A 21,029-nucleotide genomic window follows, 5' to 3' on the forward strand; every position below is an offset into this window, starting at 1 on the left:
CATCCCGAACAGAGTAGTTAAGCCCGTTAGCGCAGATGGTACTGCTTTTTTGTGGGAGAGTATGTCGCCGCCTTCTTCTTGAAAACCCCTTCAGTTCGCTGAAGGGGTTTTTTTATGCGCATAAGTGAACGGAAAATAGGAGTCCTTTCTCAATAAAATGAAATTTTATTCAGGTAAATGCCAATTGGGATTATCAATTTTCGCAAAAATATCTACACTGATATATTTCCCATCCTTAACCTCACAGTCAACCATTCTTCCTTCTAGTTCAAAACATAGCTTTTTCAAAAGCCTGGCAGAATTATGATTTCCAGCTTCAACATAAGCCTCTATTCGATGAAGCCCTTTATGATCGAAAAGAAAAGGTATAATGGTATTGGCAGCTTCCGCAATAATGCCCTTGCCCCAATATTCCGGTAATAACCAGAAACCTATTTCAGCCTTATGGTATTCGGGATGATAATCATTGATCCCAATTGCACCACAAAATTCATTTGACTCTTTCAACCTGATAGCCCACCAAAGACCTGAATTTGAATTTTTAAGATTAGTGTACCAGTCCATTTGTTCCTGAGTTTCTTCAAAACTGGAATATTGTACACCGTAGTATCTAATTACTTCTGGATGGGATAGACCTCTGAAAATATTTTCCTGGTCGCCGGTTTGGATCTCATTTAGAATTAAGCGATCTGTTTCAAAGTGGGGGAATTTTCTTTCTTTCAAATTTCAACCGATAATTTAAAGCTGTTACGAGCTATATGTAAATGGGTATAAATTTAAGTTATTGCTCTAAAGATTACCAATCTGCATAAAAAAAAGCTGCCCAGATTCCTGAACAGCTTTTCCAACCTAACCTAAAATCCATCAGTCAATGAATTCTTCACCATGTTTTATGGGCTGCAGATCTTCTAACTCTTCTGGTTTGAACATTCTTGATTTGATCACGAATCTTAACCCGAGTGGTATTTCCAGTGAGAAACTGGAGCCACGACCTTTGGTAATATCTACCATAAGGTGTGTATGCTTCCAGTATTCAAACTGATCCTTACTCATAAAGAATTCACAACCGTGAACTGTTCCAAGCCAGACATCATTTTCATTGAGCAATAGATCACCTTTTTCAAGACACATAGGGGATGAGCCATCACAGCAACCGCCGCTTTGATGAAACATCAGTTCCCCATGACGCTCTCTAAGCTGATCTATTATTTCTGCAGCTTCTTTTGTTATTTCTACTCTTTTAGTCATAGATCTATTAAAAGAATCCCATTGGTTTCTTATCATAAGAAACCAGCATGTTTTTAGTTTGACGGTAATGACTCAACATCATTTTGTGGTTTTCGCGACCAATACCAGATTTTTTATATCCACCAAATGGCGCATGTGCAGGATAATTATGGTAATTATTTACCCAAACTCTACCTGCTTTAATCGCCCTGGCGATCTGGTATGCCTGGTGCGTGTCTCGGGTCCATACTCCGGCGCCAAGACCATATAAGGTATCGTTTGCGATTTCTATTGCTTCAGCTTCATCCTTAAAGGTGGTTACACAAACTACCGGTCCAAAGATCTCTTCCTGGAATACCCTCATTTTATTGTTTCCTTTCAGGATCGTTGGCTTGATATAATATCCACCTTCCAGTCCTTCATTGTAGGCCTTTTCGCCACCGGTAAGTACTTCACAACCTTCTTCTTTACCAATATTTATGTAATTAAGGATCTTTTCATATTGATCATTAGAAGCCTGTGCACCCATCATCGTATCTGGATCTAAAGGGTGTCCCAGTTTAATTGCTTCGGTTCTTTTAATAACGCGTTCAATGAACTTGTCATAAATGCTTTCCTGGATCAATAATCGGGAAGGGCAGGTACAAACTTCACCCTGATTCAGCGCGAACATCACCGCTCCTTCAATACACTTATCGAAGTATTCATCATCTGCCTCCATAATGCTTTCGAAAAATACGTTCGGTGATTTTCCACCTAGTTCCAGGGTTACCGGAGTGATATTCTTGGATGCATATTGCATGATCAACTGGCCGGTAGTGGTTTCTCCCGTAAAAGCTATCTTGTTGATACGCGGGCTGGAAGCTAAAGGTTTACCTGCTTCAGCACCAAAACCATTCACAATGTTCAGTACTCCTGCGGGAAGAATATCTTCTATCATCTCCATAAGTATCATAATTCCAACTGGAGTCTGTTCTGCAGGTTTGAGAACAACACAATTACCAGCTGCAAGAGCGGGTGCTAATTTCCAGGTAGCCATCAGGATCGGGAAATTCCAAGGTATGATTTGTCCTACCACACCAAGCGGTTCGGTGACATTGATGCAAACCGTATTAGAGTCAAGCTCGGCAACAGAACCTTCTTCGGCCCTTATTACCCCGGCGAAATATCTAAAATGATCTACCGCTAATGGAAGGTCTGCAGCAAGTGTTTCTCTAACCGCTTTACCGTTATCCCAGGTTTCAGCTCTTGCCAGTTCCTCGAGATTCTTCTCCATAACATCTGCGATCTTTAGCAGAAGATTACTTCTATATGCTGCAGAAGAGTTATTCCATTCTGGAGCCGCTTTCCATGCGGCATCGATCGCCTTATTTATATCATCTTCAGTAGACCGGGCAACTTTAGTAAAGGAGTTTCCGTCTACAGGGGAAATATTATCGAAATATTCACCCTTAACGGGAGCGGTCCATTTTCCACCGATAAAGTTGTCATACTTGTCCTTAAATTTAGGTTTTTCGATTTTCTGTTTTTCTGTTGTTTGAACGTTGCTCATAATAATTTAAATTTTAATTCATTTAATAAGTGAAGTCATCCGGTGGTTAATCCGGAAGTCCCTTAAAGTTAATAGTTAATCTTCAGAAACATCTGACGTATTCTCTCAATACCATGAACAAATCATTTATTTATTGATATATCGTTAAAAAATAGGCTCTTAAATTGTATATTTATGAATATCCTTCCCGTTATAATTTTATATAGAAAATGATAAAAGATATGGATCTGTCAAGCGATTTCTATGAGAACCGGAAACTCGAGAACCTGGTGGAAAACCAGACCTCTTATACTCTCAATAACGCCGCCTTGCATATATTTGAAACACATGAGCAGGCCGAGAGAGTTTTACTTCAGTTCGATAAACCAGTTCTCGCTAGTATGATAAGAGGGAAAAAGATCATGCATTTACGCGATCTGCAATCTTTTAATTTTCTTCCCGGTGAATCCCTGATCCTTCCTTCAAATGAAATGATGTGTATAGATTTTCCCGAAGCACATATGAATAATCCAACCCGCTGTCTCGCCATGGCAATTTCTGAAGATAAAATTTCCAAGGTTCTGGAGCATATGAACGAATATATGCCTAAGGCAGATGAAGCAGAATGGAGCTTAATGGATTATAATTTTCATTTTACAAATGATATCGGGATCTATCAGATCTTACAGCGTTTAATTTTTTTGTTTACCGAAGATCATCCTTCCAAAGACCTGTTTGTAGATAATATGCTGGAGGAACTCATCATAAGAATACTACAAACCAATTCACGAAAAATATATACTAATGAAAGTTTTAAATTGAGTTCGAATAATCGCCTGGCCTTTATCGTGGAATATATAAGGAGTAACCTGCAAAATCCTTTATCTGTAAAAAGCCTGAGCAAGAAAGCCTGTATGAGCGAGTCTAACTTTTACCGCGTCTTTAAAAATGAACTTGGTATTTCCCCGACCGACTTTATTAACAATGAGCGTATAAAACTTGCGGTTAGCTTGTTACAGAATCCAGATAAAAGCATAAAGGAGATCTACCAGGAATGTGGATTTGAAAGCCGATCATATTTTAATCGGGTATTCAAAAGGCGAAAAAAGATCGCTCCGGGTGATTACCAATCCAGACTTAACGTTAGGGTATAAAAAAAGCATATTCATTTGAATATGCTTTCCAGAAAGTTATTCTAATCTACCTGGTTAAGACGTATTTACCATCCATACTAATCGTGAATTCCATCCCATTCTGGTTTGTTGTGCTTTCCTGATCGATAATCAGAACCATCCGGTTTTCAGAAACCTCGCTAATTTTCATACGACCTTCCTGTGGTCCCTGTACGCCTTCTCCCTGAACCTGGCCTATGGTTTCCGAAGTAATGATATAATCACCTTCTATTTTCCAAGTTCCTGAACTGGAAGCATTGGAGACAGGCACCATTTCTGTAAAACCTTCAGCAGTAAACCTTACATCATAACTTCCGCTAAAATTGAAAGTGTTATCAGCGTTAAATCTAAGCACAGCCTCAATGTTTTCTCCAACACCTTCATAAGAAGTGTTTAGTTCCATACCTTCAAAATTACCTGAGGTCTGGCCGGAGTAATCAAAAGATTCTATGTTCCATTCCCCGGTTACCATGGCGGTATTTATCTCTGGAGAATCATCTGATGAACATGCGGTAAAAAGAATTAGAAAAAATCCAAGAATAGAAAATCTGATCGTTTTCATTTTTTAAAGTTTAGGTTGATTAATAATTAAAAATGAAAAGATGTGGTAGGGAAAGGCGGAAGCCGCTATCTTTCAGGTTATCAAAATAGTAAAAAATATAAAAACCGAAATCAATTCTTGATAAAATCGCTGAAATCCATAAAAAACTCCTCCAAAAGTAACATTTTGGTAGAGAGAAATTTTTTTACTTCTGGCCAGTCTTTTTTGTTATGGATGCTCACATTTTCTATCTGTACATACACTCTCGAGATCAACTTGCCTTCAGGTAATTCATAATTTTCTTCCAGAACAGCTTCAGGCAGGTAATCTGTTTTTAGCACTTTCTGGAGAGACTGAATTTTTTCAAAATAATAGGCTCGTATCATTTCGTCTTCATCTGCAATGTCTAAAGAGACTTGCGCAACTTTTCTGTGGAAGGTGAACTTCAGCTGGATCTCCTTCATTTTGGTATTATACAATAACCATTTATGAGGAAACTCCTTTCCGAAGCTCGTCCAGAATTCCTGCCTTATTTTCTTTGATTCCTCCCTGCTGAACATTTAGATAAAATATGCTAGTAAAATTCCTAAAATGATAACCCCCAATTTAGAGGCATTAAAAGAGTGATTTTTGGAAGATTCAAATAATATGGTAGTGGAAACATGTAGAAAAATTCCAATTACAACGGCGTTTATATAATCTGAATATTGCGAAATCGCGGGAACACTATTTTTAAGCCAGCTTCCTAACGGAGTCATGAGTGCAAAAAAAGCAAGGAAAAGAAATACCTTGGTCTTGCTGAGTTTACTTTGAACGAGGAACACTGAAAGTATCGCTGCCACCGGTATTTTATGCACTACCACACCATGTAAGAGATGATTATCATTATCTAAAGGAAATCCTTCAAGCAATGAATGTAGACTTAAACTTATAAGCAGGAGGATAGGGAATGCGGCAGAATTTCCATGAAAATGAAGGTGGCCGTGTTCAACTCCTTTTGAAAGGAATTCCAGGACTATTTGTAACAATAATCCCAGCATAATAAATACGCCGATACCCGAATCTGGTTCACGGTAGACATCTGGTAATAATTCCAGCACCGTAACCGCCAGGAGGTAAGCGCCACTAAAGGCTAATAAAAGTTTAAAGCCCGAGGAACTGCCCGGTTTCAGAAAGATGGAGATCACATAACCTATGATAACGGCAAGTACAGGTAGAAAATAAATATATAGATCTGTTAGCAAATCAATTAGGGTTGGTTGTTGCCGGAAGGTGCAGAACTATATCCTGAACAATCCTGTAATAATTATACTTTCGGACAAAATTAACTTATTTTTGTCGTTCTATAAAGAAGGAATATGGCTAATAACTTTAGAATGATCGCAAAGACCTTATATGGCTTTGAATCGATCCTCGCAAAAGAATTACTGGACTTAGGTGCAATGGAGATCAAGGAGGGGAACCGCATGGTGAGCTTCGTTGGTGATAAAGGCTTTATGTATAAAGCGAACCTTTGTTTGAGAACAGCCATCAAGATCCTGAAGCCTTATGAAAGTTTCAAGGCAAATTCTGAACAGGAATTATACGATAATATCAAAAGGTTACCCTGGGAGAAATTCCTGGATGTTAAAGGCAGCCTGGCGATCGATTCTGCGGTTCATTCAGATATATTTACCCATTCTCAATACGTTGCCCTAAAGACCAAGGATGCCATTGTAGACAGGTTCAGGGAGAAGTTTGGAGAAAGACCAGATGTGGATCTTGATTTTCCAGATCTGCGCATCAATATTCATATTGAGAATAATTTCTGTAATGTTTCTATCGATAGCTCGGGAGATTCACTGCATAAAAGAGGTTATCGTACTGCAACCAATATCGCACCAATAAATGAAGTCCTGGCAGCAGGAATGTTAATTATGTCTGGATGGGATGGTCAGTGTGATTTTCTGGACCCGATGTGTGGTAGTGGAACTATCCCGATCGAAGCTGCGATGATCGCCTGTAATATTCCGCCTAACCTAAATAGAAAGGAGTTCGCTTTTGAAAAATGGAGTGATTGGGATGAAGATCTTTATGAGAAGATCGAAGAATCTGCCCTGAAGAAAGTAAGGGATTTTCACTTTAAGATCAAAGGTTATGATAAGGCTCCTTCAGCAGTTATGAAAGCCAAGGATAATGTGAAAAATGCCAACCTTTCAGACTTTATAGAAATTCAGCAGAAAAGTTTCTTCGAAAGTGAAAAGGAAAATGAAGGCTATTTACATATGCTTTTCAATCCACCTTACGGGGAACGCCTTGAAATAGATATTGAAGAATTCTACGGAAAGATAGGGGATACGCTTAAGCAGAATTATCCCGGTACTCATGCCTGGTTCATCGCTACCAATTTTGACGCTATAAAAAGTGTTGGTCTTAGAGCATCGCGTAAGATCAAGTTATATAACGGGCCGCTGGAAGGAAGACTGCTTAAATATGTACTTTACGAAGGTTCTAAAAAGAAGAGCAAGCAGGAAAATAACTAGTTCCTTGCTTTTTTGTAGAAAGGGATAAGGTAGGAAATGGAATATCCAAATCCTGCTCCAAACTCGCTACTATCGTAGGTTCTTCCAAATCCCGGAATGGTAAGGTTATCGAAATTCGCCGGAGTTTTTTGACCGATCCTTCTTTTTAGCTGAACATTCGCTGAAAGAAAAAGGTTATTCAGTACTTCTACTTTAACTCCTACCATGACTTCAGCCCAACTGGCAGTGAGACCAGTGTTTTCCACATTGTCTTCACGAAAATCTGGTCCAAAATAATCTGAAGAAGTATAGATCCTGTAATTCTCAAGAGTTTGAGAAAAGGTCGCGAAGCCGTAACGAAGTCCTACGAAGATCGCGTTCTGCATATCCAGCCAGTTCTCGTAGGCATTATAATCACCACCCACTTTTATATAGCTTCCGGTTGAAAAAGTCTCAATATTGTCTCCTTCGAAAGTTCTTTCTTCAGTTCCCAGTTCTGCGGCGATATAGTAATTTTTATAGACCCGGTAATCTCCAACTATTTCTAGACCACTGTAAGTGTCATCCAACACAGATCGCAATGGCTTGCTAAGATCTATCCCGGCCCTGATCCCATATTTCTCTCTATACTGCACAGTATCCTTAGCTTTTGCAGATTGCTGCGCAGAAGCTGAAATTCCGATGAAAAGGATTATTATCAGGCTAGAAAAATATCGATACATGGGCTTGATTTTCGTCTTCAATATCTGTTTGCTCTATTTCTATTTCCTGGATCCACCCGCTTTCTTCTCCAGAGTTACGCAGAGAGGTTTTAAGACCTACATAATTTACTTTATAGGCGCAGGCACGGTTGATATATTCTTCACTACGGGCATAGGTAAAACTTAAAGTGTCCCTAATTCCGCTATTGCTGGCGGTGGTATCATTTGCAGCGGTATTCAGGGTGAATACATAACTGGTTTGATCTGCATTGGTTTTAAGAGGTATCGCGATACTATCACCACTAAATCTGAAATAACGAACTGGCGAATTGCCTCCGGTATTAATTACAAAATTTGTACTATCGCTATCTATAGCTCTTATGCTCAGGTTTTGAGGGGACTGAAGATCATTAGGTTCTTCATTTTCGTAAAACCGAATAATGAGAAGGGGAGTGGTATCTGTGGTCGCTGGGCAAATATCATCTCTCTGGCAGGCAATTCCTGAAAATAACAATGCTATAAAAAGAAGCTTATAAAAGTTGTTTTTCATCAATTTTAACTAGCGTTTTTCAAGACATACCACGTTTTCCACGTGATGGGTTTGTGGGAACATATCTACTGCTCTTACTTTAGTTACTTTATAATGTTCGTCCAGTAAAGCCAGGTCCCTAGCCTGGGTGGCAGAATTACAGCTTACGTAAACGATTCGTTGCGGCAATATACCAATTATTTGTGCGACCACATCTTTGTGCATTCCATCCCTTGGTGGATCGGTTATGATAACATCTGGATGGCCGTGCTCATCTATAAAACTTTGGGTAAAGACCTTGCGCATATCTCCAACATAGAACTCCACATTGTCGATATTATTTCTTTCAGCGTTCTCTTTAGCATCTTTAATAGCTTCCGGGACAGCTTCAACTCCAACTACCTTTTTAGCATTCTTAGCCACAAATTGGGCAATGGTACCGGTTCCTGTATAAAGATCATAAACCAGTTCATCTCCTTTAAGATCTGCATATTCCCTGGCGATCTTATAAAGATTATAGGCCTGGTCTGAATTTGTTTGATAGAAAGATTTGGCGTTGATCTTGAATTTAAGACCTTCCATTTCTTCAAAAATATGATCACGTCCTTTAAAACAGATCACTTCCTGATCGTAAATGGTATCGTTTGCTTTATTATTTACTACATATTGTAGCGAGGTGATCTCTGGGAATTTCTCGTCTATGGCGTTTAGAAGCAATTCTCTTTGCTCTTTATTGTCTTCATAGAACTGTACCAGGATCATGATCTCGCCGGTAGACGTAGTTCTTATCATCAAGGTTCGCAATAAACCTTCCTGTTTCCTGGTGTTGAAAAAGGTCAGATCATTCTGGGTAGCAAATTCCTTTACAAAATTCCTGATGGCATTACTAGGATCTGCCTGAAGATGACATTTTTTAATATCAAGGATCTTATCCCACATCCCTGGGATGTGAAAACCTAGTGCATTTCTCTCTTCGATATCTTCACCGCTCTGGATCTCTTCCTGGGTTAACCAGCGACTATCGCTAAAAGAAAATTCCATCTTATTTCTGTAAAAATAAATCTCTTCGCTTCCTAAAATAGGAGTGATCTTGGGTAGTTCGATTTTCCCTAATCTGCGCAGGTTATTTTCAACTTCGTTCTGCTTATGCTCCAGCTGAAATTTATAATCCATATTCTGCCATTTGCAACCACCACAGGTTCCAAAATGCTGGCAAACAGGTTCAGTCCTTTTTTCGGATAATTTATGGAATTCAACCGCGGTTCCCTGGTAAAAGGATTTTTTCTTCCTTGTGGTCTGTACATCAACGATATCACCGGGAACGGCGTTATCTATAAAGATGACCCTGCCGTCTGGGGATTTGGCAATCGCCTTACCTTTGGCACCGGCATCTATAACTTCAATTTCTGTAAAAAGCTTGTTTTTATTTCTTCTCGCCATAGCGCAAAAATAGGATAATTAACAAGATTTAAAGAGAGCCCGCTTGAAATTTTCAGCAAACATTTAGTAATTTGCAGGAATTCAAATTTCAGGGGTGATTTCTCTCCCATTTCGTTACTTTTCAACCGAAGAAAGAAGGAATTGTAAAACAATAATTCTAAAACGAAAACTAACATGCCATTACCTAAAATCAACTCTTCAGAAGAAGCGATTAAACTTGAAGACCAACATGGAGCACATAATTACCATCCACTTCCTGCCGTATTAAGCAGAGGTGAAGGTGTTCACGTATGGGATGTAGAGGGTAATAAATATTACGATTTTCTTTCTGCATATTCCGCGGTTAATCAAGGGCATTGTCATCCAAAAATCGTTGGAGCTATGCATGAGCAAGCTTCAAAATTAGCACTTACCTCAAGAGCATTCCATAATGATATACTTGGAGCTTATGAAAAATATGCCACCGAGTATTTTGGTTTCGATAAACTCTTACCAATGAACACGGGTGCTGAAGCTGTAGAAACAGCTATAAAAATCGCTCGTAAATGGGCTTATGAAAGAAAAGGAGTTAAAGAAACAGAAGCAGAGATCGTAGTATGTGCGAATAACTTCCACGGAAGAACAACTACCGTAATCTCTTTTTCTAATGATGAGAATGCCAGAAGGAACTTTGGTCCTTACACGCCAGGATTTACCAAGATACCTTACAATGATATAGATGCTCTGGAAGCAACTCTTGAAAAGAATCCAAATATAGCTGGATTCTTAGTGGAACCTATACAGGGAGAAGCAGGTGTTTTCACGCCATCAGATGACTATATGATGAGAGCAAAAGAAGTGTGTAGTAAGCATAACGTTCTTTTCATGGCAGACGAGATCCAAACAGGTATCGCCAGAACCGGTGGTTTACTTGCTGTTTGTGGACATTGTACTTGTGAAGGTCATTGTGAAAGACAGGAAACCTATACTAAACCAGATATTCTAATTCTTGGAAAAGCACTTTCAGGAGGTAACTATCCTGTATCTGCTGTATTGGCAGATAATGAGGTTATGGATGTGATCCAGCCAGGGCAGCATGGTTCTACCTTTGGAGGTAATCCTGTGGCGGCGGCAGTTGCTGTTGCAGCTTTGGATGTGGTAAAAGATGAAAACCTTATTCAGAATGCCCGTAAACTAGGTAAACTATTCAGAAGATTGATGGATGATTATATCAAGGAATCCAATATCGTAAACCTGGTTAGAGGTCGCGGACTATTGAATGCGATCGTGATCAATGATTCTGAAGACAGTTCTACTGCCTGGGATATTTGTATGGCTCTTAAAGAAAACGGACTTCTTGCCAAGCCAACCCACGGTAATATCATTCGTTTTGCTCCACCTCTTGTAATGAATGAAGAGCAATTGAGAGATTGTGTAGATATTATTATCAAGACGCTTAAGCAATTCGAAAAATAGGATCGATATAGTTCTAAAATAAAAAATCCCGCTAGTTGCGGGATTTTTTATTTTATAGAGATCTTAAAAATTATCCTCCATATTCTCTAAGGATCTCTTCTTGCATTTGCTGTATTCCGTCAAGGCCACCAAGAGTGAAAATTGCGACGATCGTGCTAATTAGGCTAAGCGCACTTAATACCAATCCTATTATTGCCAGGATGCGACCAGTTTTTACATTTTGATATCCTGTATATAGTTCTGGGTCGGCATTATAAATTTCTATGGCTCGGTTAGACATCACCAGGGCGATGATCCCGAAGATTACACCGGCAAAACCATAGCAGCAGCAGCCAATTATTGACAATATTCCAAAAACTAAGATGAGGGTTGAATTAGGTAATTCTCTTTTTTCCATAAATTTTGAGGTTGGTTAGTTGAAAATATGAATCATTTTAAAAATGTACGCACCGCCAATAATAACTGCATTAAACATGATGAGTCCGATCTTGATATTGTAATCGAATTTAAATTTAATAAACAGATTAAATAGAAGGAATAGGAGTAGAATAGCGAGGCTATATATAGCAGGATACATATGAAAGGCCTGGAGGAATTCTCCTCTAAAAAGTAATACGGCAGCCCTTTGAGCTCCACAGCCGGTGCAATCTATCCCGAAAAGGGATTTATTGAGGCAGGGTAACATGTATTCTTCAATACTACTCAATTTCTAATGCTTATTTTTTTGGTCAATTCTCTATTATCGGTGGTTTTTACCTTCACAATATATACAGCATTGCTCAAATTTCCCGTGGGAAAATCAAATTCTTTTTCTTTCGTTTTAAAATCTTCAAAAAAATATAATTTTCCATTCAGGTCATGCAGGCTCAAATTTTTAATACCTGCATCATATAGCAGCTTCACTTCAAGTTGTTGCTGTGGGTTATTTTGAAAGATCTCGATAGAATTCAACAGGATATTTTCAGGCTTCTTTTCTGGACTGATCGTTTCTTTTTCAGCATTAGAATCGTCGGGAAGCTTTTCAATAAAACTTAGAAAAAAACGATCATTATATTCTCCCTGACCCAGGTCGATCTTTAGATAACCGGTCTTTATGCTAAAGAACAGATCATCTTTTGCATCATAAAGAAAGACACGGTCTGGATTGAAATTGGTTAATTCGCTAATGGAAAATTTCAATGTTGAATCCTTATCAAGCACAATTTTTAGTGGAATCAATTCCTGGTCTACTCTCGGTCTTACGTTGATCACAAAAGCCATATTGGAAATAGACCAGCTGATATCTTTAGGATCTTCATTCATTTTACGCGCATCCAAAGCATGATTTTCTTCGGTACTTGATTCGTCTTTAAAAACCAGTACTAGATCCTGTATGTAAGTTGAATCTATTTCAACCTCGAGTTTTAAAGAACTGTTTTCTGTCTCTGGAGATTTGAAAACAGAGTAATCAGGATGTTCTTTTTGAAATATTCGGTAAGAATTTCTGAAACTCAGCATTCCGTCCATTTTACCTCTAATCATAAAACCCTGGCCAATAGGACTGATCTTTCTTTCATAATATTTTCCTGACTCACCGGTTTCCGTATCATTTGAGTATTTCTTGAACATTGGTGGAACATAAACCCCGACACCCGGTGAGTAGGTGCCATAACCTCCCTCATAATCTGCCAGGATGTGAGAATTGCCATTTTCTTTAGAGTCCCAGAAATAGGCGATACCTGTGGTCGAGGTATTTTCAATCAGGAATTTATTCAGGTCAAGAGCTGAAGGGTATGGATTACCAATAAGCAGTAACTGATCTTTTTTTACAGGTAACTCTATAAGTCCGTCATTTGCTGTGCCTCTAAAATCATAAGTTTGGGCGTTTCCCTTATTGATCGGTTCGCCTTCGATCTCATTTAAATTGATTCCTGTAACGCCTTTCATGGTAAAACCCTCACCTGGCAGGAGATCAAAATGATCTCCGATAAATGCCCAGTTTGAATAATTGATACCCGAAAAAGTGTATATCCACCGGTTGGAGATACTTAGGGGATTACTTTGCCCATCAAGAGCAGAGATCAATTTGGCATTTTTACTGTTGGTGGAACTAATAGGTTCAAATAAATAATCATTTAGCTTACTACCGTTTTGGTCTACTAAAACGGGTAAAGACCAATAATTATAATCATAGGCATTGGAAGTTCCTTCCTGAAAAACAGAGATTTTCCCTTTACCTTTGTTTTTATTGCTGCTTTTTTCTCCCTGAACTAATTGTGAACCTTTACGCAGGTAAATACTGGCGCTAGTTTCCGGTTTTTTATTTTCAGATAGATCGATCTCATTTTGCACAAAGACCAGCCGGTCTTTAGCATAGATATAGCTATCAGATTTTTCTGAAGGAGCAACGTATAATTGAGCATTTATACCAGATGCGGTAAAAATCATCAAAAAAAGGAGTGGAAGCTTCATTAAAGCCATAAATTTGCATAAATGTAATCAATAAATCATTCAGAATCACCATTTCGAATTATTTAACCTACTGAAAATGAACAACTCACAAGTAATAAACACAACTCTTATTGTCCTTGGGGGCGCATTGCTGTTATATAGTATTTCTGTAGAAGATGTAAGTCCTTATTTTAAAATCATTGGCCTGATTATTATCATGTTAGGCCTGTATCGCGCCACCAATTACTGGGTAGCCACGAAAGATGATCACAAGGATGAAAATGAAAACGATAAGCAATAATGGATTTTAAACCGGGCGACAGGGTAGAGCTTCTGGATGATGATCTAAGTGGGATCGTGCAGAAGGTCTATAGAGATGAGATCGAGATAAAGACCGAAGACGGTTTTATAATGAACTTTCCGGCAGATCATTTGGTGAAGATCAAAGACGATATTAATGATATCGATGTTGAGGAATTCGATTTTGAAGAAGTTTTAAAGCAGAAGACCCCGCCGAAGAAAAAGCAATCTTCCAGGAGTAAACCAAAGGATAAAGGCGCTCCACCAATGGAAGTAGACCTTCATATTAACCAGCTGGTGAAATCTTCGCGGGGAATGGCCAATCATGAAATGCTAAACCTGCAACTGGATACCGCGAGACATAAACTGGAATTTGCGATGCAAAAGCGAATCCAGAAAGTGGTTTTTATTCACGGAGTAGGGGAAGGCGTATTAAAAATGGAGCTGGAATATTTATTAGGACGTTATTCCAACATTAAATTCTATGATGCCGATTACCAGAAATATGGTTTAGGCGCAACCGAAGTCTATATTTTACAGAATCCCTAGTTAGTTCCCTCACCTGGTTCATCAGGTCCATCTGGAGTATTATCACCGCAATCGGTATTCTGGGATGGGCAAAGAGGAAATGAAACCCTTGCTTGGGCGTAAGTTCCAAGATCGTAATTCTGGAATCTTATAGTTTCCCCATTGTCTGGATTACCCATGCTTAGATCATCTATTCTAAGAACATACCGGTAATTCCTGAAAATATCATGGGAGATGTATTCATCATGAATAAATTCAGCGGTTTGCTCATTATTCAGGTAGTTAGGAGTGCCATCTCCAATACTGGAAAAAGCTCTTGGATCGTCGGGATTATCCTGGGAAACCTCAAACCTGGTTAGAACTCCATCATTATCATCATCGTTATCCAGATAGTTTGGGATCCCATCACCATCTGTGTCTTTTTCTCCGTCGTCATTTACTGCATCTCCAACATTTACTATTTTTTCATCTGCTGTGCGAACATTGTCACCATCATCGTCTATATCCAGGTAATCTGGAATTCCGTCATTATCGGTGTCCTGCTCTTCAATAAAGTTCTCCTCCAGATTAGTAAAGCCATCACCATCTATATCGCTATCACCGGCCAGATCATTAAATTCCGGATAAAGAACAACCTTTCCGCCAGTGCTTACCCATTCTTCAATAACCGTTGGAGAGCTTGGTGGGACTACGCTGCAAAAGTAAGCATCGTTTCCAGAAGGTAGATCGGCATCATAGATCCTGTAAACCGCACGATTGCTATTATTCAGATCGAAGCTTATAGTGTCACCTATTCCCGGCTCTCTGATAGATCCGTTATCATTTAAGGAAAAACCTCCATTAGAAAATTCTACGGAAAAACTTTCAAAAACGTCTGTATCATTTACGGCGTAAAATACGTTCTTACTGGTACCGTCACAGAATTGCAGGTTGCTGTTCTCGAAATCGAAAGTGGTAACAATAATATCACCGTCATCGCAAGCGCTGAGCAGACCTAAAAGAAATATCCCGGATAATAAACGTCTCATGAAGATGCTTTTTGAACAAAAATAATGGAATCAAACTTATATAGAAGAGAAGTAGGAAATTATTTTATTTCCGTTAATTTTGCGCCCTATGGAAAATGTGTATTTTGATTCAGCAGCTACTACCCAATTAAGGGAGGAAGTGGTCGAAAAAATGACCAGCGTTTTAAAAGAAAATTACGGTAACCCGTCTTCTACCCATAGTTATGGGAGATCTTCGAAATCTCTGATAGAACGGGCCAGGAAAACCGTCGCGGGCATATTGAATGTCAAGGCGTCTGAGATCGTGTTCACTTCTGGTGGTACCGAGGCAGATAATCTGGCGCTAAATTCAGCCGTTCGTGATCTTGGAGTTAAGAGGATCATTACTTCTAAAATTGAACATCACGCCGTACTTTATACGGTAAATCAGCTTCAGGAATGTTTTGATGTTGAAGTGGAATATGTGAATATAAAAAGTAATGGAGATGTAGATCTGGATGATCTTGAAAACCGACTGAAAAGTTCAGATAAAAAGACCCTGGTGAGCCTGATGCATGTGAATAATGAAATAGGTAATATGCTGGATCTTAAAAAGACGGCTGAACTTATTAAATCATACAACGCGCTTTTCCATTCAGATACCGTACAGTCCATAGGTCATTTTAATTTAGATCTTAATGAGATCCCAGTGGATTTCACCGCGGTTAGTGCGCACAAGTTTCATGGGCCTAAGGGAGTTGGATTCGCTTTTGTACGCCGTAATTCCGGGCTTAAGCCACTTATTTTTGGTGGAGAGCAGGAGAGAGGTCATCGTGCAGGAACCGAAGGGGTTCATAACATCGTAGGTTTGGAGGAATCTCTGAAACTTGCTTATGAGAACCTTGAGGAGGAGAAAGAATATGTTAGCTCGCTTAAAAAGCATTTTATAGATAATCTTAAAAAGGAGATCCCGGGAGTTAAATTTAACGGGGCCTGTGAAGATTTCGAAAATAGCACCTATACTTTGATCAACGTATGTTTACCGGTAAGCCAGGAAAAAGCATTAATGTTGTTATTCCAGTTGGATCTTAAAGGAATTGCCTGTTCTAAAGGTAGTGCCTGCCAGAGTGGAAGCGAACAGGGTTCTCATGTGCTTAATGCGTTCCTTTCTGAAGAAGATCGCAAGAAGCCATCGCTTAGATTTTCATTCTCGCGATTTAATACTAAAGAAGAGATCGATTACGTGGTTAAAACTTTGAAAGAGTTTATCGAAGACTAATTCTGAAGATATATTAAAAGAAAAAAGCTGAACCGGATAGTTCAGCTTTTTTTATTCTTTTAAGTGTCACCCTGAACTTGTTTCAGGGTCTCAATGCGATTTTTTTAGATTCTGAAATAGATTCAGAATGACGTTGGACCTAAAGGGATTACATGTTACTTCCTAAAGAACTTCGCTGTATAGGTTGTTTTATTCCCAACATTATCTGTAACGATCACTTTCAGGTCGTTCTCAGTTTCGGTAAGCACATTATCTGAAAAATAATGCGTGAGCGTATTGTTCTTATACTCGTATTCCATTAAAATGAACTTGCCGTTGACGGTCGCCCTGTAAGCATTAATGCCTGATAGATCATCAGAGATCTTAATCTTTAAGGTCTCATTATTGGAAACCCATTGCCCATCGTAAAAATTTACCGCACTCACTTTAGGTGCGATCGTGTCTTTAGATAAAAAGTATTTTCCAAAAGTCCTGGTGCCGGTGGTTAGCCTGTTTCCTTTTTTGTAGGTAGTTGAATAAATTGGCTTTCCGTAATCTGATAATCTCGCAATAAATAGTTGCTCCCTGTCTTCAGCCGGATATTCGCTTACATCGAAACCTACGGTGAAATTCTTATGCAGAGGGATTTCATCACGATGTACCTCTACCATATTTTCAGAAAAATTAATATCTAAATAAGCGTCTTCATAAAGACTGCCTTCAGGAATATAAACATCCATGGTATGTCCTTTCGCCGAAAGCCCATTGGAAGCACTGGCCAGGTAATCGGTCTCCTGTACCTCTCTTTTTTTGATCTGGTCGCTAATCTGTCCTTTGATAGGTATTCTTACTACTTTTTCGTTTCCTTTAAAATCGGTCACTCTTATGGTGTATTGGTAGTCCAGGCTGTCTTTGATATTCAGTTTACCTTCTTCTACTAGTTCTCCATAAATGCTAAGCGGATTTCCCTGGTTTTTGAAAAGCTTTTGTACCCTGCTTTTGTTGTTGGCGTAATACTCATAATCTATTAACTGATTCAAATGCCTGGTTTCGGCAAATGAGAACTTATCGAAATTTATTTCGAATACCTTGTCGCCATTTAAATTGGCTTCGATCTTAAAAACTCCGTTATGATTGTAAGCCATATCTTGCTGATCTACAGTGGATATACCAAAGCCTATTTCACCACAAGCTTCAACTTCGCTGGTGGTGTAAGTTCCGTCATTTTGAGGGATCAATCTCAATTTCTGCCGTGCCTGGGAATTGTTCACATGAGCATCGTCACCCAATGGATAAGCGAATAAACCCTGTATAAGTGGCTCCCTGGAATCGGCAACATCAAGGCCGAACATCTGCGCGTTCATTGGGCGCTGGCTTCCGTCGCGGATCTCAAAATGAAGATGGGGTCCGCCGCTGCCTCCGGTATTTCCGCTATAGGCGATGAGTTCACCTTTTTCAACCTTAAGTTCTCCCGGTTCCGGAAATAACTCGATCTCGTAAGATTCTTTCTGATATTGATGTTTTCTAAGGTATTCTTTGAATTTCGGTGCTAACTTCTGTAAATGGCCATAAACAGTAGTGTATCCGTTAGGATGCTGAACGTATAAAGCTTTTCCGTAGCCATAATGCTGAATATTGATCCTGCTGATATAACCTTCAGCCGCTGCTTTTACTTCCAGCCCTTCTCTTTGCTGGGTTTTGATATCTAAACCACTATGGAAATGATTGGACCTTAGTTCACCAAAAGTTCCGGCAAGGACGATGGGAACATCAAGAGGATTCTGAAAATAATCTTGCGGAAGGCCGTTCTGTGCTTGTAATGTAGAAAATAATACTAAAAATAGCAGGCTTGTTGCTCTCTTCATAAATCTGGGGGTAAATTCAATTAAAACCTGGGGTAAAGTTAATCAAAGTTATGTCAAAATTAAACAGCTTGATTACAGAGAATTATCGGTATTGTTAATTATTATTTTAAAACAGCTGAAAAAGTATTGGGATATTTCAAACCGTATGTTAACTTTGTAGGGGTTCACATCGGTTTTAGCGCTTATGAGTGAAATTACAGAAATAGTTGATAACCTTGAGAATAGAATCAGCAAGCTCCTTCATAAATATGATGTTATGAAGCAGGCGAATGAATCTCTTCAGCAGGAATTGGCCTCTGTAAAAGCTGAATATGGAAAACTGGAAGGAGATTTAGAAACTTCCAAAGAACAGATTCAGTCCTTAAAAGCTGCGAACGCGATGCTTGGCAGTACCGACCATAAAAGAGAAACAAAGCTCAAAATAAACAGTCTGATCAGAGAGATCGATCAGTGCATAGTTCAGTTGTCAGAATAATGGAAAATGATGGAAGATAAACTGAAGATCAAAATATCGATTGCAGACCGCGTATATCCGCTAACTATTCAGCCTAGCCAGGAAGAAGGTTTAAGGAAAGCGGCAAAAAAGATCGAGGCGATGATCAAACAATTTGAGCAAAGCTATGCTGTGAGGGATAAGCAGGATGTTCTGGCAATGTGTGCATTGCAGTTCGCCGCCCAGACCGAACAGAAAAATATTGATAATTCGAGCGAAATGATTGAAGCAGAAGAGAAGTTAAGGTCACTTAACGAATTGCTGCAGCAGCATTTAACCTCTTAAGTTCTTTAAATAAAATAAGGTTACTGCCTGTATTAGTGCTTTTTTGATAAACTCAACACGATTCTTTTAAAAAGGGTGAGTCTAGGTTGTAAAAGCGTGCCGTGTCCCTTATGGGAGAGCGGATTCTTGATCAACTTGTTAACCCTAAACTTGATTTAAAGGAGTTTAAACAAAACCCATCTAATACAGGCTTTTTTTATATATATCTAAATAGAAGCGAATGGACATACTAATTATAATCATTGCCGCAGTCGTAGGTCTGGCACTGGGCTTTGCGATTGCAAAAACTCTTGAAAAGAAGCAGGCCTCCAATACCATCGCCAGCGCGAAAAAGGAAGCTGCAAGCATTTTAAAAGAGGCTAAGGCGGAAGGTGAAAGTATTAAAAAGGATAAGATCCTTCAGGCAAAGGAAAAGTTCATTGAACTTAAGTCTGAACATGAGAAAGTAATTCTTTCAAGAGACAAAAAGATCAGTGATGCCGAAAAGAGAATAAAAGACAAAGAGTCTCATGTTTCTAATGAACTGGGAAAGAACAAGAAACTGAATAAGGATCTTGAGGAAAAGGTAGCAGATTATAATCACAGAATTGAATACCTTGAAAAGAAACAGGAAGAAATAGACAAGCTTCATAACAGTAAAGTACAGCAACTGGAGGTGATCTCTGGTCTTTCTGCTGAAGATGCAAAAGCTCAGCTTGTAGAATCTTTAAAAGATACGGCGAAGGCAGATGCCATGTCCATTATTCAGGATACGGTAGAAGAGGCTAAACTTACAGCACAACAGGAAGCGAGAAAGATCATCATCAATACCATTCAGAGAATTGGGACAGAAGAGGCAATTGAGAATTGCGTTTCGGTATTCAACCTGGAAAGTGATGATGTAAAAGGTAGAATTATTGGTCGTGAAGGTAGAAACATTCGTGCGCTGGAAGCAGCAACCGGTGTAGAGATCATTGTAGATGATACTCCAGAAGCAATCATTCTTAGCTGTTTTGACTCGGTAAGAAGAGAGGTGGCGAGATTATCTCTGCATAAACTAGTTACTGACGGTCGTATTCACCCTGCCCGTATCGAGGAAGTGGTGAAAAAGACCAGGAAACAGATCGAAGAAGAAATTATCGATATAGGTAAGAGAACGGTGATAGATCTTGGGATCCATGGTTTACAGCCAGAATTGATCAAGATGGTAGGTAGAATGAAGTATCGTTCTTCTTACGGGCAGAACCTTCTGCAACACTCGAGAGAGGTTGCTAAACTTTGTGGGGTGATGGCTGCAGAACTAGGTTTAAACCCTAAACTTGCCAAACGTGCCGGATTACTGCATGATATTGGTAAAGTTCCGGAAACCGAAACAGAAGTGCCTCACGCGATCCTTGGGATGCAATGGGCTGAGAAGCATGGTGAAAAACCAGAGGTTTGTAATGCCATTGGAGCTCACCACGATGAGATCGAAATGAATTCTTTATTGTCTCCTATCGTTCAGGTTTGTGATGCCATTAGTGGAGCAAGACCAGGAGCAAGAAGACAGGTACTTGATTCTTATATCCAGAGATTGAAAGATCTTGAAGATATCGCTTTTGGATTTGGCGGGGTTAAGAAAGCTTACGCAATCCAGGCAGGTAGAGAATTGAGAGTGATCGTTGAAAGCGAAAAGGTTTCAGATGAAAAAGCAGCAAACCTGTCATTTGAGATCTCTCAGAAGATACAAACAGATATGACCTATCCAGGTCAGGTTAAGATCACGGTAATACGTGAGACCAGAGCGGTGAATGTCGCTAAATAGAAAT

At 39.2% G+C, this 21,029-nt stretch carries 23 protein-coding genes, 1 rRNA gene and 1 other RNA gene; 11 read left to right on the forward strand and 14 right to left on the reverse strand.

Annotation, left to right across the window (positions count from 1 at the left end):
- Positions 1–76 (forward strand): 5S ribosomal RNA (gene rrf / locus C8P64_RS16730); the annotation flags it as partial.
- Positions 77–165: 89 nt separating this feature from the next.
- Here the strand turns inward: rrf and C8P64_RS06625 are convergent.
- The 3 genes from C8P64_RS06625 to exaC form a co-directional block, all read right to left on the reverse strand.
- A complete protein-coding gene (locus tag C8P64_RS06625) occupies positions 166–723 on the reverse strand; it encodes a GNAT family N-acetyltransferase (protein WP_108171303.1) in 558 nt (185 codons plus the stop codon).
- Positions 724–864: 141 nt separating this feature from the next.
- On the reverse strand, positions 865–1,284 hold the full coding sequence (locus tag C8P64_RS06630) for a DUF779 domain-containing protein (protein ID WP_245889671.1): 420 nt from the start codon (positions 1,282–1,284) through the stop codon (positions 865–867).
- Positions 1,256–2,779 (reverse strand): acetaldehyde dehydrogenase ExaC, encoded by a 1,524-nt coding sequence (gene exaC, locus C8P64_RS06635; RefSeq protein WP_108171304.1) that lies wholly within the window; start codon positions 2,777–2,779, stop codon positions 1,256–1,258. The genes C8P64_RS06630 and exaC overlap by 29 nt, the downstream gene beginning before the upstream one ends.
- A 221-nt stretch (positions 2,780–3,000) precedes the next feature.
- On the opposite strand from exaC, the gene C8P64_RS06640 reads away from it, so the two are divergent.
- Complete coding sequence (locus C8P64_RS06640) at positions 3,001–3,912, forward strand: AraC family transcriptional regulator (protein WP_108172193.1); 912 nt, start codon at positions 3,001–3,003, stop codon at positions 3,910–3,912.
- A 46-nt stretch (positions 3,913–3,958) separates the two neighbouring features.
- On the opposite strand, the gene C8P64_RS06645 is transcribed toward C8P64_RS06640, so the two are convergent.
- From C8P64_RS06645 to C8P64_RS06655, 3 genes are all read right to left on the reverse strand, one after another.
- Positions 3,959–4,492: a lipocalin family protein gene (locus C8P64_RS06645; protein ID WP_108171305.1), complete on the reverse strand. Its 534-nt coding sequence runs from the start codon at positions 4,490–4,492 to the stop codon at positions 3,959–3,961.
- Between the two features lie 110 nt (positions 4,493–4,602).
- Entirely contained in the window at positions 4,603–5,031 is a 429-nt protein-coding gene (locus C8P64_RS06650) for a DUF4268 domain-containing protein (RefSeq protein WP_108171306.1), read from the reverse strand.
- The gene (locus C8P64_RS06655) at positions 5,032–5,715 is read right to left on the reverse strand and encodes a ZIP family metal transporter (RefSeq protein ID WP_170106637.1); all 684 of its coding nucleotides are present in this window, start codon (positions 5,713–5,715) and stop codon (positions 5,032–5,034) included.
- A 114-nt stretch (positions 5,716–5,829) separates the two neighbouring features.
- Here C8P64_RS06655 and C8P64_RS06660 point away from each other — a divergent pair, with 114 nt between their 5' ends.
- Positions 5,830–6,993 carry a THUMP domain-containing class I SAM-dependent RNA methyltransferase gene (locus C8P64_RS06660; protein WP_108171308.1) on the forward strand — a complete coding sequence of 388 codons (1,164 nt, stop codon included), beginning with the start codon at positions 5,830–5,832 and terminating at the stop codon, positions 6,991–6,993.
- Here C8P64_RS06660 and C8P64_RS06665 read toward each other — a convergent pair.
- From C8P64_RS06665 to rlmD, 3 genes are read right to left on the reverse strand one after another with little or no spacing between them, the layout of a single operon-like run.
- Complete coding sequence (locus C8P64_RS06665; RefSeq protein ID WP_108171309.1) at positions 6,990–7,694, reverse strand: DUF6048 family protein; 705 nt, start codon at positions 7,692–7,694, stop codon at positions 6,990–6,992. The genes C8P64_RS06660 and C8P64_RS06665 overlap by 4 nt on opposite strands.
- Positions 7,675–8,223, reverse strand: coding sequence for a DUF6452 family protein (locus C8P64_RS06670; protein ID WP_146167191.1), 549 nt, complete (start codon positions 8,221–8,223; stop codon positions 7,675–7,677). Before C8P64_RS06670 ends, C8P64_RS06665 begins: the two co-directional genes overlap by 20 nt.
- A gap of 9 nt (positions 8,224–8,232) precedes the next feature.
- Positions 8,233–9,642: a 23S rRNA (uracil(1939)-C(5))-methyltransferase RlmD gene (gene rlmD, locus C8P64_RS06675; protein WP_108171311.1), complete on the reverse strand. Its 1,410-nt coding sequence runs from the start codon at positions 9,640–9,642 to the stop codon at positions 8,233–8,235.
- 174 nt (positions 9,643–9,816) lie between these two features.
- On the opposite strand from rlmD, the gene rocD reads away from it, so the two are divergent.
- The gene (rocD, locus tag C8P64_RS06680) at positions 9,817–11,097 is read left to right on the forward strand and encodes an ornithine--oxo-acid transaminase (RefSeq protein ID WP_108171312.1); all 1,281 of its coding nucleotides are present in this window, start codon (positions 9,817–9,819) and stop codon (positions 11,095–11,097) included.
- Positions 11,098–11,167: 70 nt separating this feature from the next.
- Here rocD and C8P64_RS06685 read toward each other — a convergent pair whose 3' ends face one another.
- Genes C8P64_RS06685 through C8P64_RS06695 form a run of 3 tightly spaced genes read right to left on the reverse strand, consistent with a single transcriptional unit; the run spans position 11,168 to position 13,548 of the window.
- On the reverse strand, positions 11,168–11,494 hold the full coding sequence (locus tag C8P64_RS06685; RefSeq protein ID WP_108171313.1) for a CCC motif membrane protein: 327 nt from the start codon (positions 11,492–11,494) through the stop codon (positions 11,168–11,170).
- A gap of 15 nt (positions 11,495–11,509) precedes the next feature.
- On the reverse strand, positions 11,510–11,782 hold the full coding sequence (locus tag C8P64_RS06690) for a DUF2752 domain-containing protein (RefSeq protein ID WP_108172194.1): 273 nt from the start codon (positions 11,780–11,782) through the stop codon (positions 11,510–11,512).
- 17 nt (positions 11,783–11,799) lie between these two features.
- On the reverse strand, positions 11,800–13,548 hold the full coding sequence (locus tag C8P64_RS06695; RefSeq protein ID WP_170106638.1) for a T9SS type A sorting domain-containing protein: 1,749 nt from the start codon (positions 13,546–13,548) through the stop codon (positions 11,800–11,802).
- A gap of 76 nt (positions 13,549–13,624) precedes the next feature.
- On the opposite strand from C8P64_RS06695, the gene C8P64_RS06700 reads away from it, so the two are divergent.
- The gene (locus C8P64_RS06700) at positions 13,625–13,828 is read left to right on the forward strand and encodes a hypothetical protein (RefSeq protein ID WP_108171315.1); all 204 of its coding nucleotides are present in this window, start codon (positions 13,625–13,627) and stop codon (positions 13,826–13,828) included.
- A complete protein-coding gene (locus tag C8P64_RS06705; protein ID WP_170106639.1) occupies positions 13,828–14,376 on the forward strand; it encodes a Smr/MutS family protein in 549 nt (182 codons plus the stop codon). The genes C8P64_RS06700 and C8P64_RS06705 overlap by 1 nt, the downstream gene beginning before the upstream one ends.
- Here C8P64_RS06705 and C8P64_RS06710 read toward each other — a convergent pair.
- Complete coding sequence (locus tag C8P64_RS06710) at positions 14,373–15,383, reverse strand: hypothetical protein (RefSeq protein WP_108171317.1); 1,011 nt, start codon at positions 15,381–15,383, stop codon at positions 14,373–14,375. The genes C8P64_RS06705 and C8P64_RS06710 overlap by 4 nt on opposite strands.
- An 88-nt stretch (positions 15,384–15,471) precedes the next feature.
- Here C8P64_RS06710 and C8P64_RS06715 point away from each other — a divergent pair, with 88 nt between their 5' ends.
- A complete protein-coding gene (locus C8P64_RS06715; protein ID WP_108171318.1) occupies positions 15,472–16,620 on the forward strand; it encodes a cysteine desulfurase family protein in 1,149 nt (382 codons plus the stop codon).
- A 155-nt stretch (positions 16,621–16,775) separates the two neighbouring features.
- Here the strand turns inward: C8P64_RS06715 and C8P64_RS06720 are convergent, their stop codons facing one another.
- Positions 16,776–18,464, reverse strand: a complete 1,689-nt coding sequence (locus tag C8P64_RS06720) for a M23 family metallopeptidase (RefSeq protein WP_108171319.1) — start codon at positions 18,462–18,464, stop codon at positions 16,776–16,778.
- A gap of 184 nt (positions 18,465–18,648) precedes the next feature.
- Between C8P64_RS06720 and C8P64_RS06725 the strand changes: the two genes are divergently transcribed.
- The 4 genes from C8P64_RS06725 to rny all read left to right on the forward strand — a co-directional run bounded on the left by C8P64_RS06725 (position 18,649) and on the right by rny (position 21,025).
- Positions 18,649–18,939: a hypothetical protein gene (locus tag C8P64_RS06725; RefSeq protein WP_108171320.1), complete on the forward strand. Its 291-nt coding sequence runs from the start codon at positions 18,649–18,651 to the stop codon at positions 18,937–18,939.
- Between the two features lie 9 nt (positions 18,940–18,948).
- Positions 18,949–19,242, forward strand: a complete 294-nt coding sequence (locus C8P64_RS06730) for a cell division protein ZapA (protein WP_108172195.1) — start codon at positions 18,949–18,951, stop codon at positions 19,240–19,242.
- Positions 19,243–19,292: 50 nt separating this feature from the next.
- A non-coding RNA gene (gene ssrS, locus C8P64_RS06735) (6S RNA) lies at positions 19,293–19,409 on the forward strand.
- A 53-nt stretch (positions 19,410–19,462) separates the two neighbouring features.
- Positions 19,463–21,025 (forward strand): ribonuclease Y, encoded by a 1,563-nt coding sequence (gene rny, locus C8P64_RS06740; RefSeq protein WP_108171321.1) that lies wholly within the window; start codon positions 19,463–19,465, stop codon positions 21,023–21,025.
- The last annotated feature ends 4 nt before the right edge of the window (positions 21,026–21,029 follow it).

The organism is Christiangramia gaetbulicola (assembly GCF_003054225.1).
Classification (GTDB): Bacteria; Bacteroidota; Bacteroidia; order Flavobacteriales; family Flavobacteriaceae; genus Christiangramia; species Christiangramia gaetbulicola.

Coding starts and splice junctions, on each gene's coding strand:
- C8P64_RS06650 (WP_108171306.1), bottom strand. CDS start 5,031: ATGTTCAGCAGGGAGGAATCAAAGAAAATAAGGCAGGAATTCTGGACG.
- C8P64_RS06730 (WP_108172195.1), top strand. CDS start 18,949: ATGGAAGATAAACTGAAGATCAAAATATCGATTGCAGACCGCGTATAT.
- C8P64_RS06715 (WP_108171318.1), top strand. CDS start 15,472: ATGGAAAATGTGTATTTTGATTCAGCAGCTACTACCCAATTAAGGGAG.
- rocD (WP_108171312.1), top strand. CDS start 9,817: ATGCCATTACCTAAAATCAACTCTTCAGAAGAAGCGATTAAACTTGAA.
- exaC (WP_108171304.1), bottom strand. CDS start 2,779: ATGAGCAACGTTCAAACAACAGAAAAACAGAAAATCGAAAAACCTAAA.
- C8P64_RS06725 (WP_108171320.1), top strand. CDS start 18,649: ATGAGTGAAATTACAGAAATAGTTGATAACCTTGAGAATAGAATCAGC.
- C8P64_RS06630 (WP_245889671.1), bottom strand. CDS start 1,284: ATGATAAGAAACCAATGGGATTCTTTTAATAGATCTATGACTAAAAGA.
- C8P64_RS06720 (WP_108171319.1), bottom strand. CDS start 18,464: ATGAAGAGAGCAACAAGCCTGCTATTTTTAGTATTATTTTCTACATTA.
- C8P64_RS06700 (WP_108171315.1), top strand. CDS start 13,625: ATGAACAACTCACAAGTAATAAACACAACTCTTATTGTCCTTGGGGGC.
- C8P64_RS06665 (WP_108171309.1), bottom strand. CDS start 7,694: ATGTATCGATATTTTTCTAGCCTGATAATAATCCTTTTCATCGGAATT.
- rlmD (WP_108171311.1), bottom strand. CDS start 9,642: ATGGCGAGAAGAAATAAAAACAAGCTTTTTACAGAAATTGAAGTTATA.
- C8P64_RS06645 (WP_108171305.1), bottom strand. CDS start 4,492: ATGAAAACGATCAGATTTTCTATTCTTGGATTTTTTCTAATTCTTTTT.
- C8P64_RS06705 (WP_170106639.1), top strand. CDS start 13,828: ATGGATTTTAAACCGGGCGACAGGGTAGAGCTTCTGGATGATGATCTA.
- C8P64_RS06670 (WP_146167191.1), bottom strand. CDS start 8,223: ATGAAAAACAACTTTTATAAGCTTCTTTTTATAGCATTGTTATTTTCA.
- C8P64_RS06660 (WP_108171308.1), top strand. CDS start 5,830: ATGGCTAATAACTTTAGAATGATCGCAAAGACCTTATATGGCTTTGAA.
- C8P64_RS06710 (WP_108171317.1), bottom strand. CDS start 15,383: ATGAGACGTTTATTATCCGGGATATTTCTTTTAGGTCTGCTCAGCGCT.
- C8P64_RS06695 (WP_170106638.1), bottom strand. CDS start 13,548: ATGAAGCTTCCACTCCTTTTTTTGATGATTTTTACCGCATCTGGTATA.
- C8P64_RS06640 (WP_108172193.1), top strand. CDS start 3,001: ATGGATCTGTCAAGCGATTTCTATGAGAACCGGAAACTCGAGAACCTG.
- C8P64_RS06690 (WP_108172194.1), bottom strand. CDS start 11,782: ATGTTACCCTGCCTCAATAAATCCCTTTTCGGGATAGATTGCACCGGC.
- C8P64_RS06685 (WP_108171313.1), bottom strand. CDS start 11,494: ATGGAAAAAAGAGAATTACCTAATTCAACCCTCATCTTAGTTTTTGGA.
- rny (WP_108171321.1), top strand. CDS start 19,463: ATGGACATACTAATTATAATCATTGCCGCAGTCGTAGGTCTGGCACTG.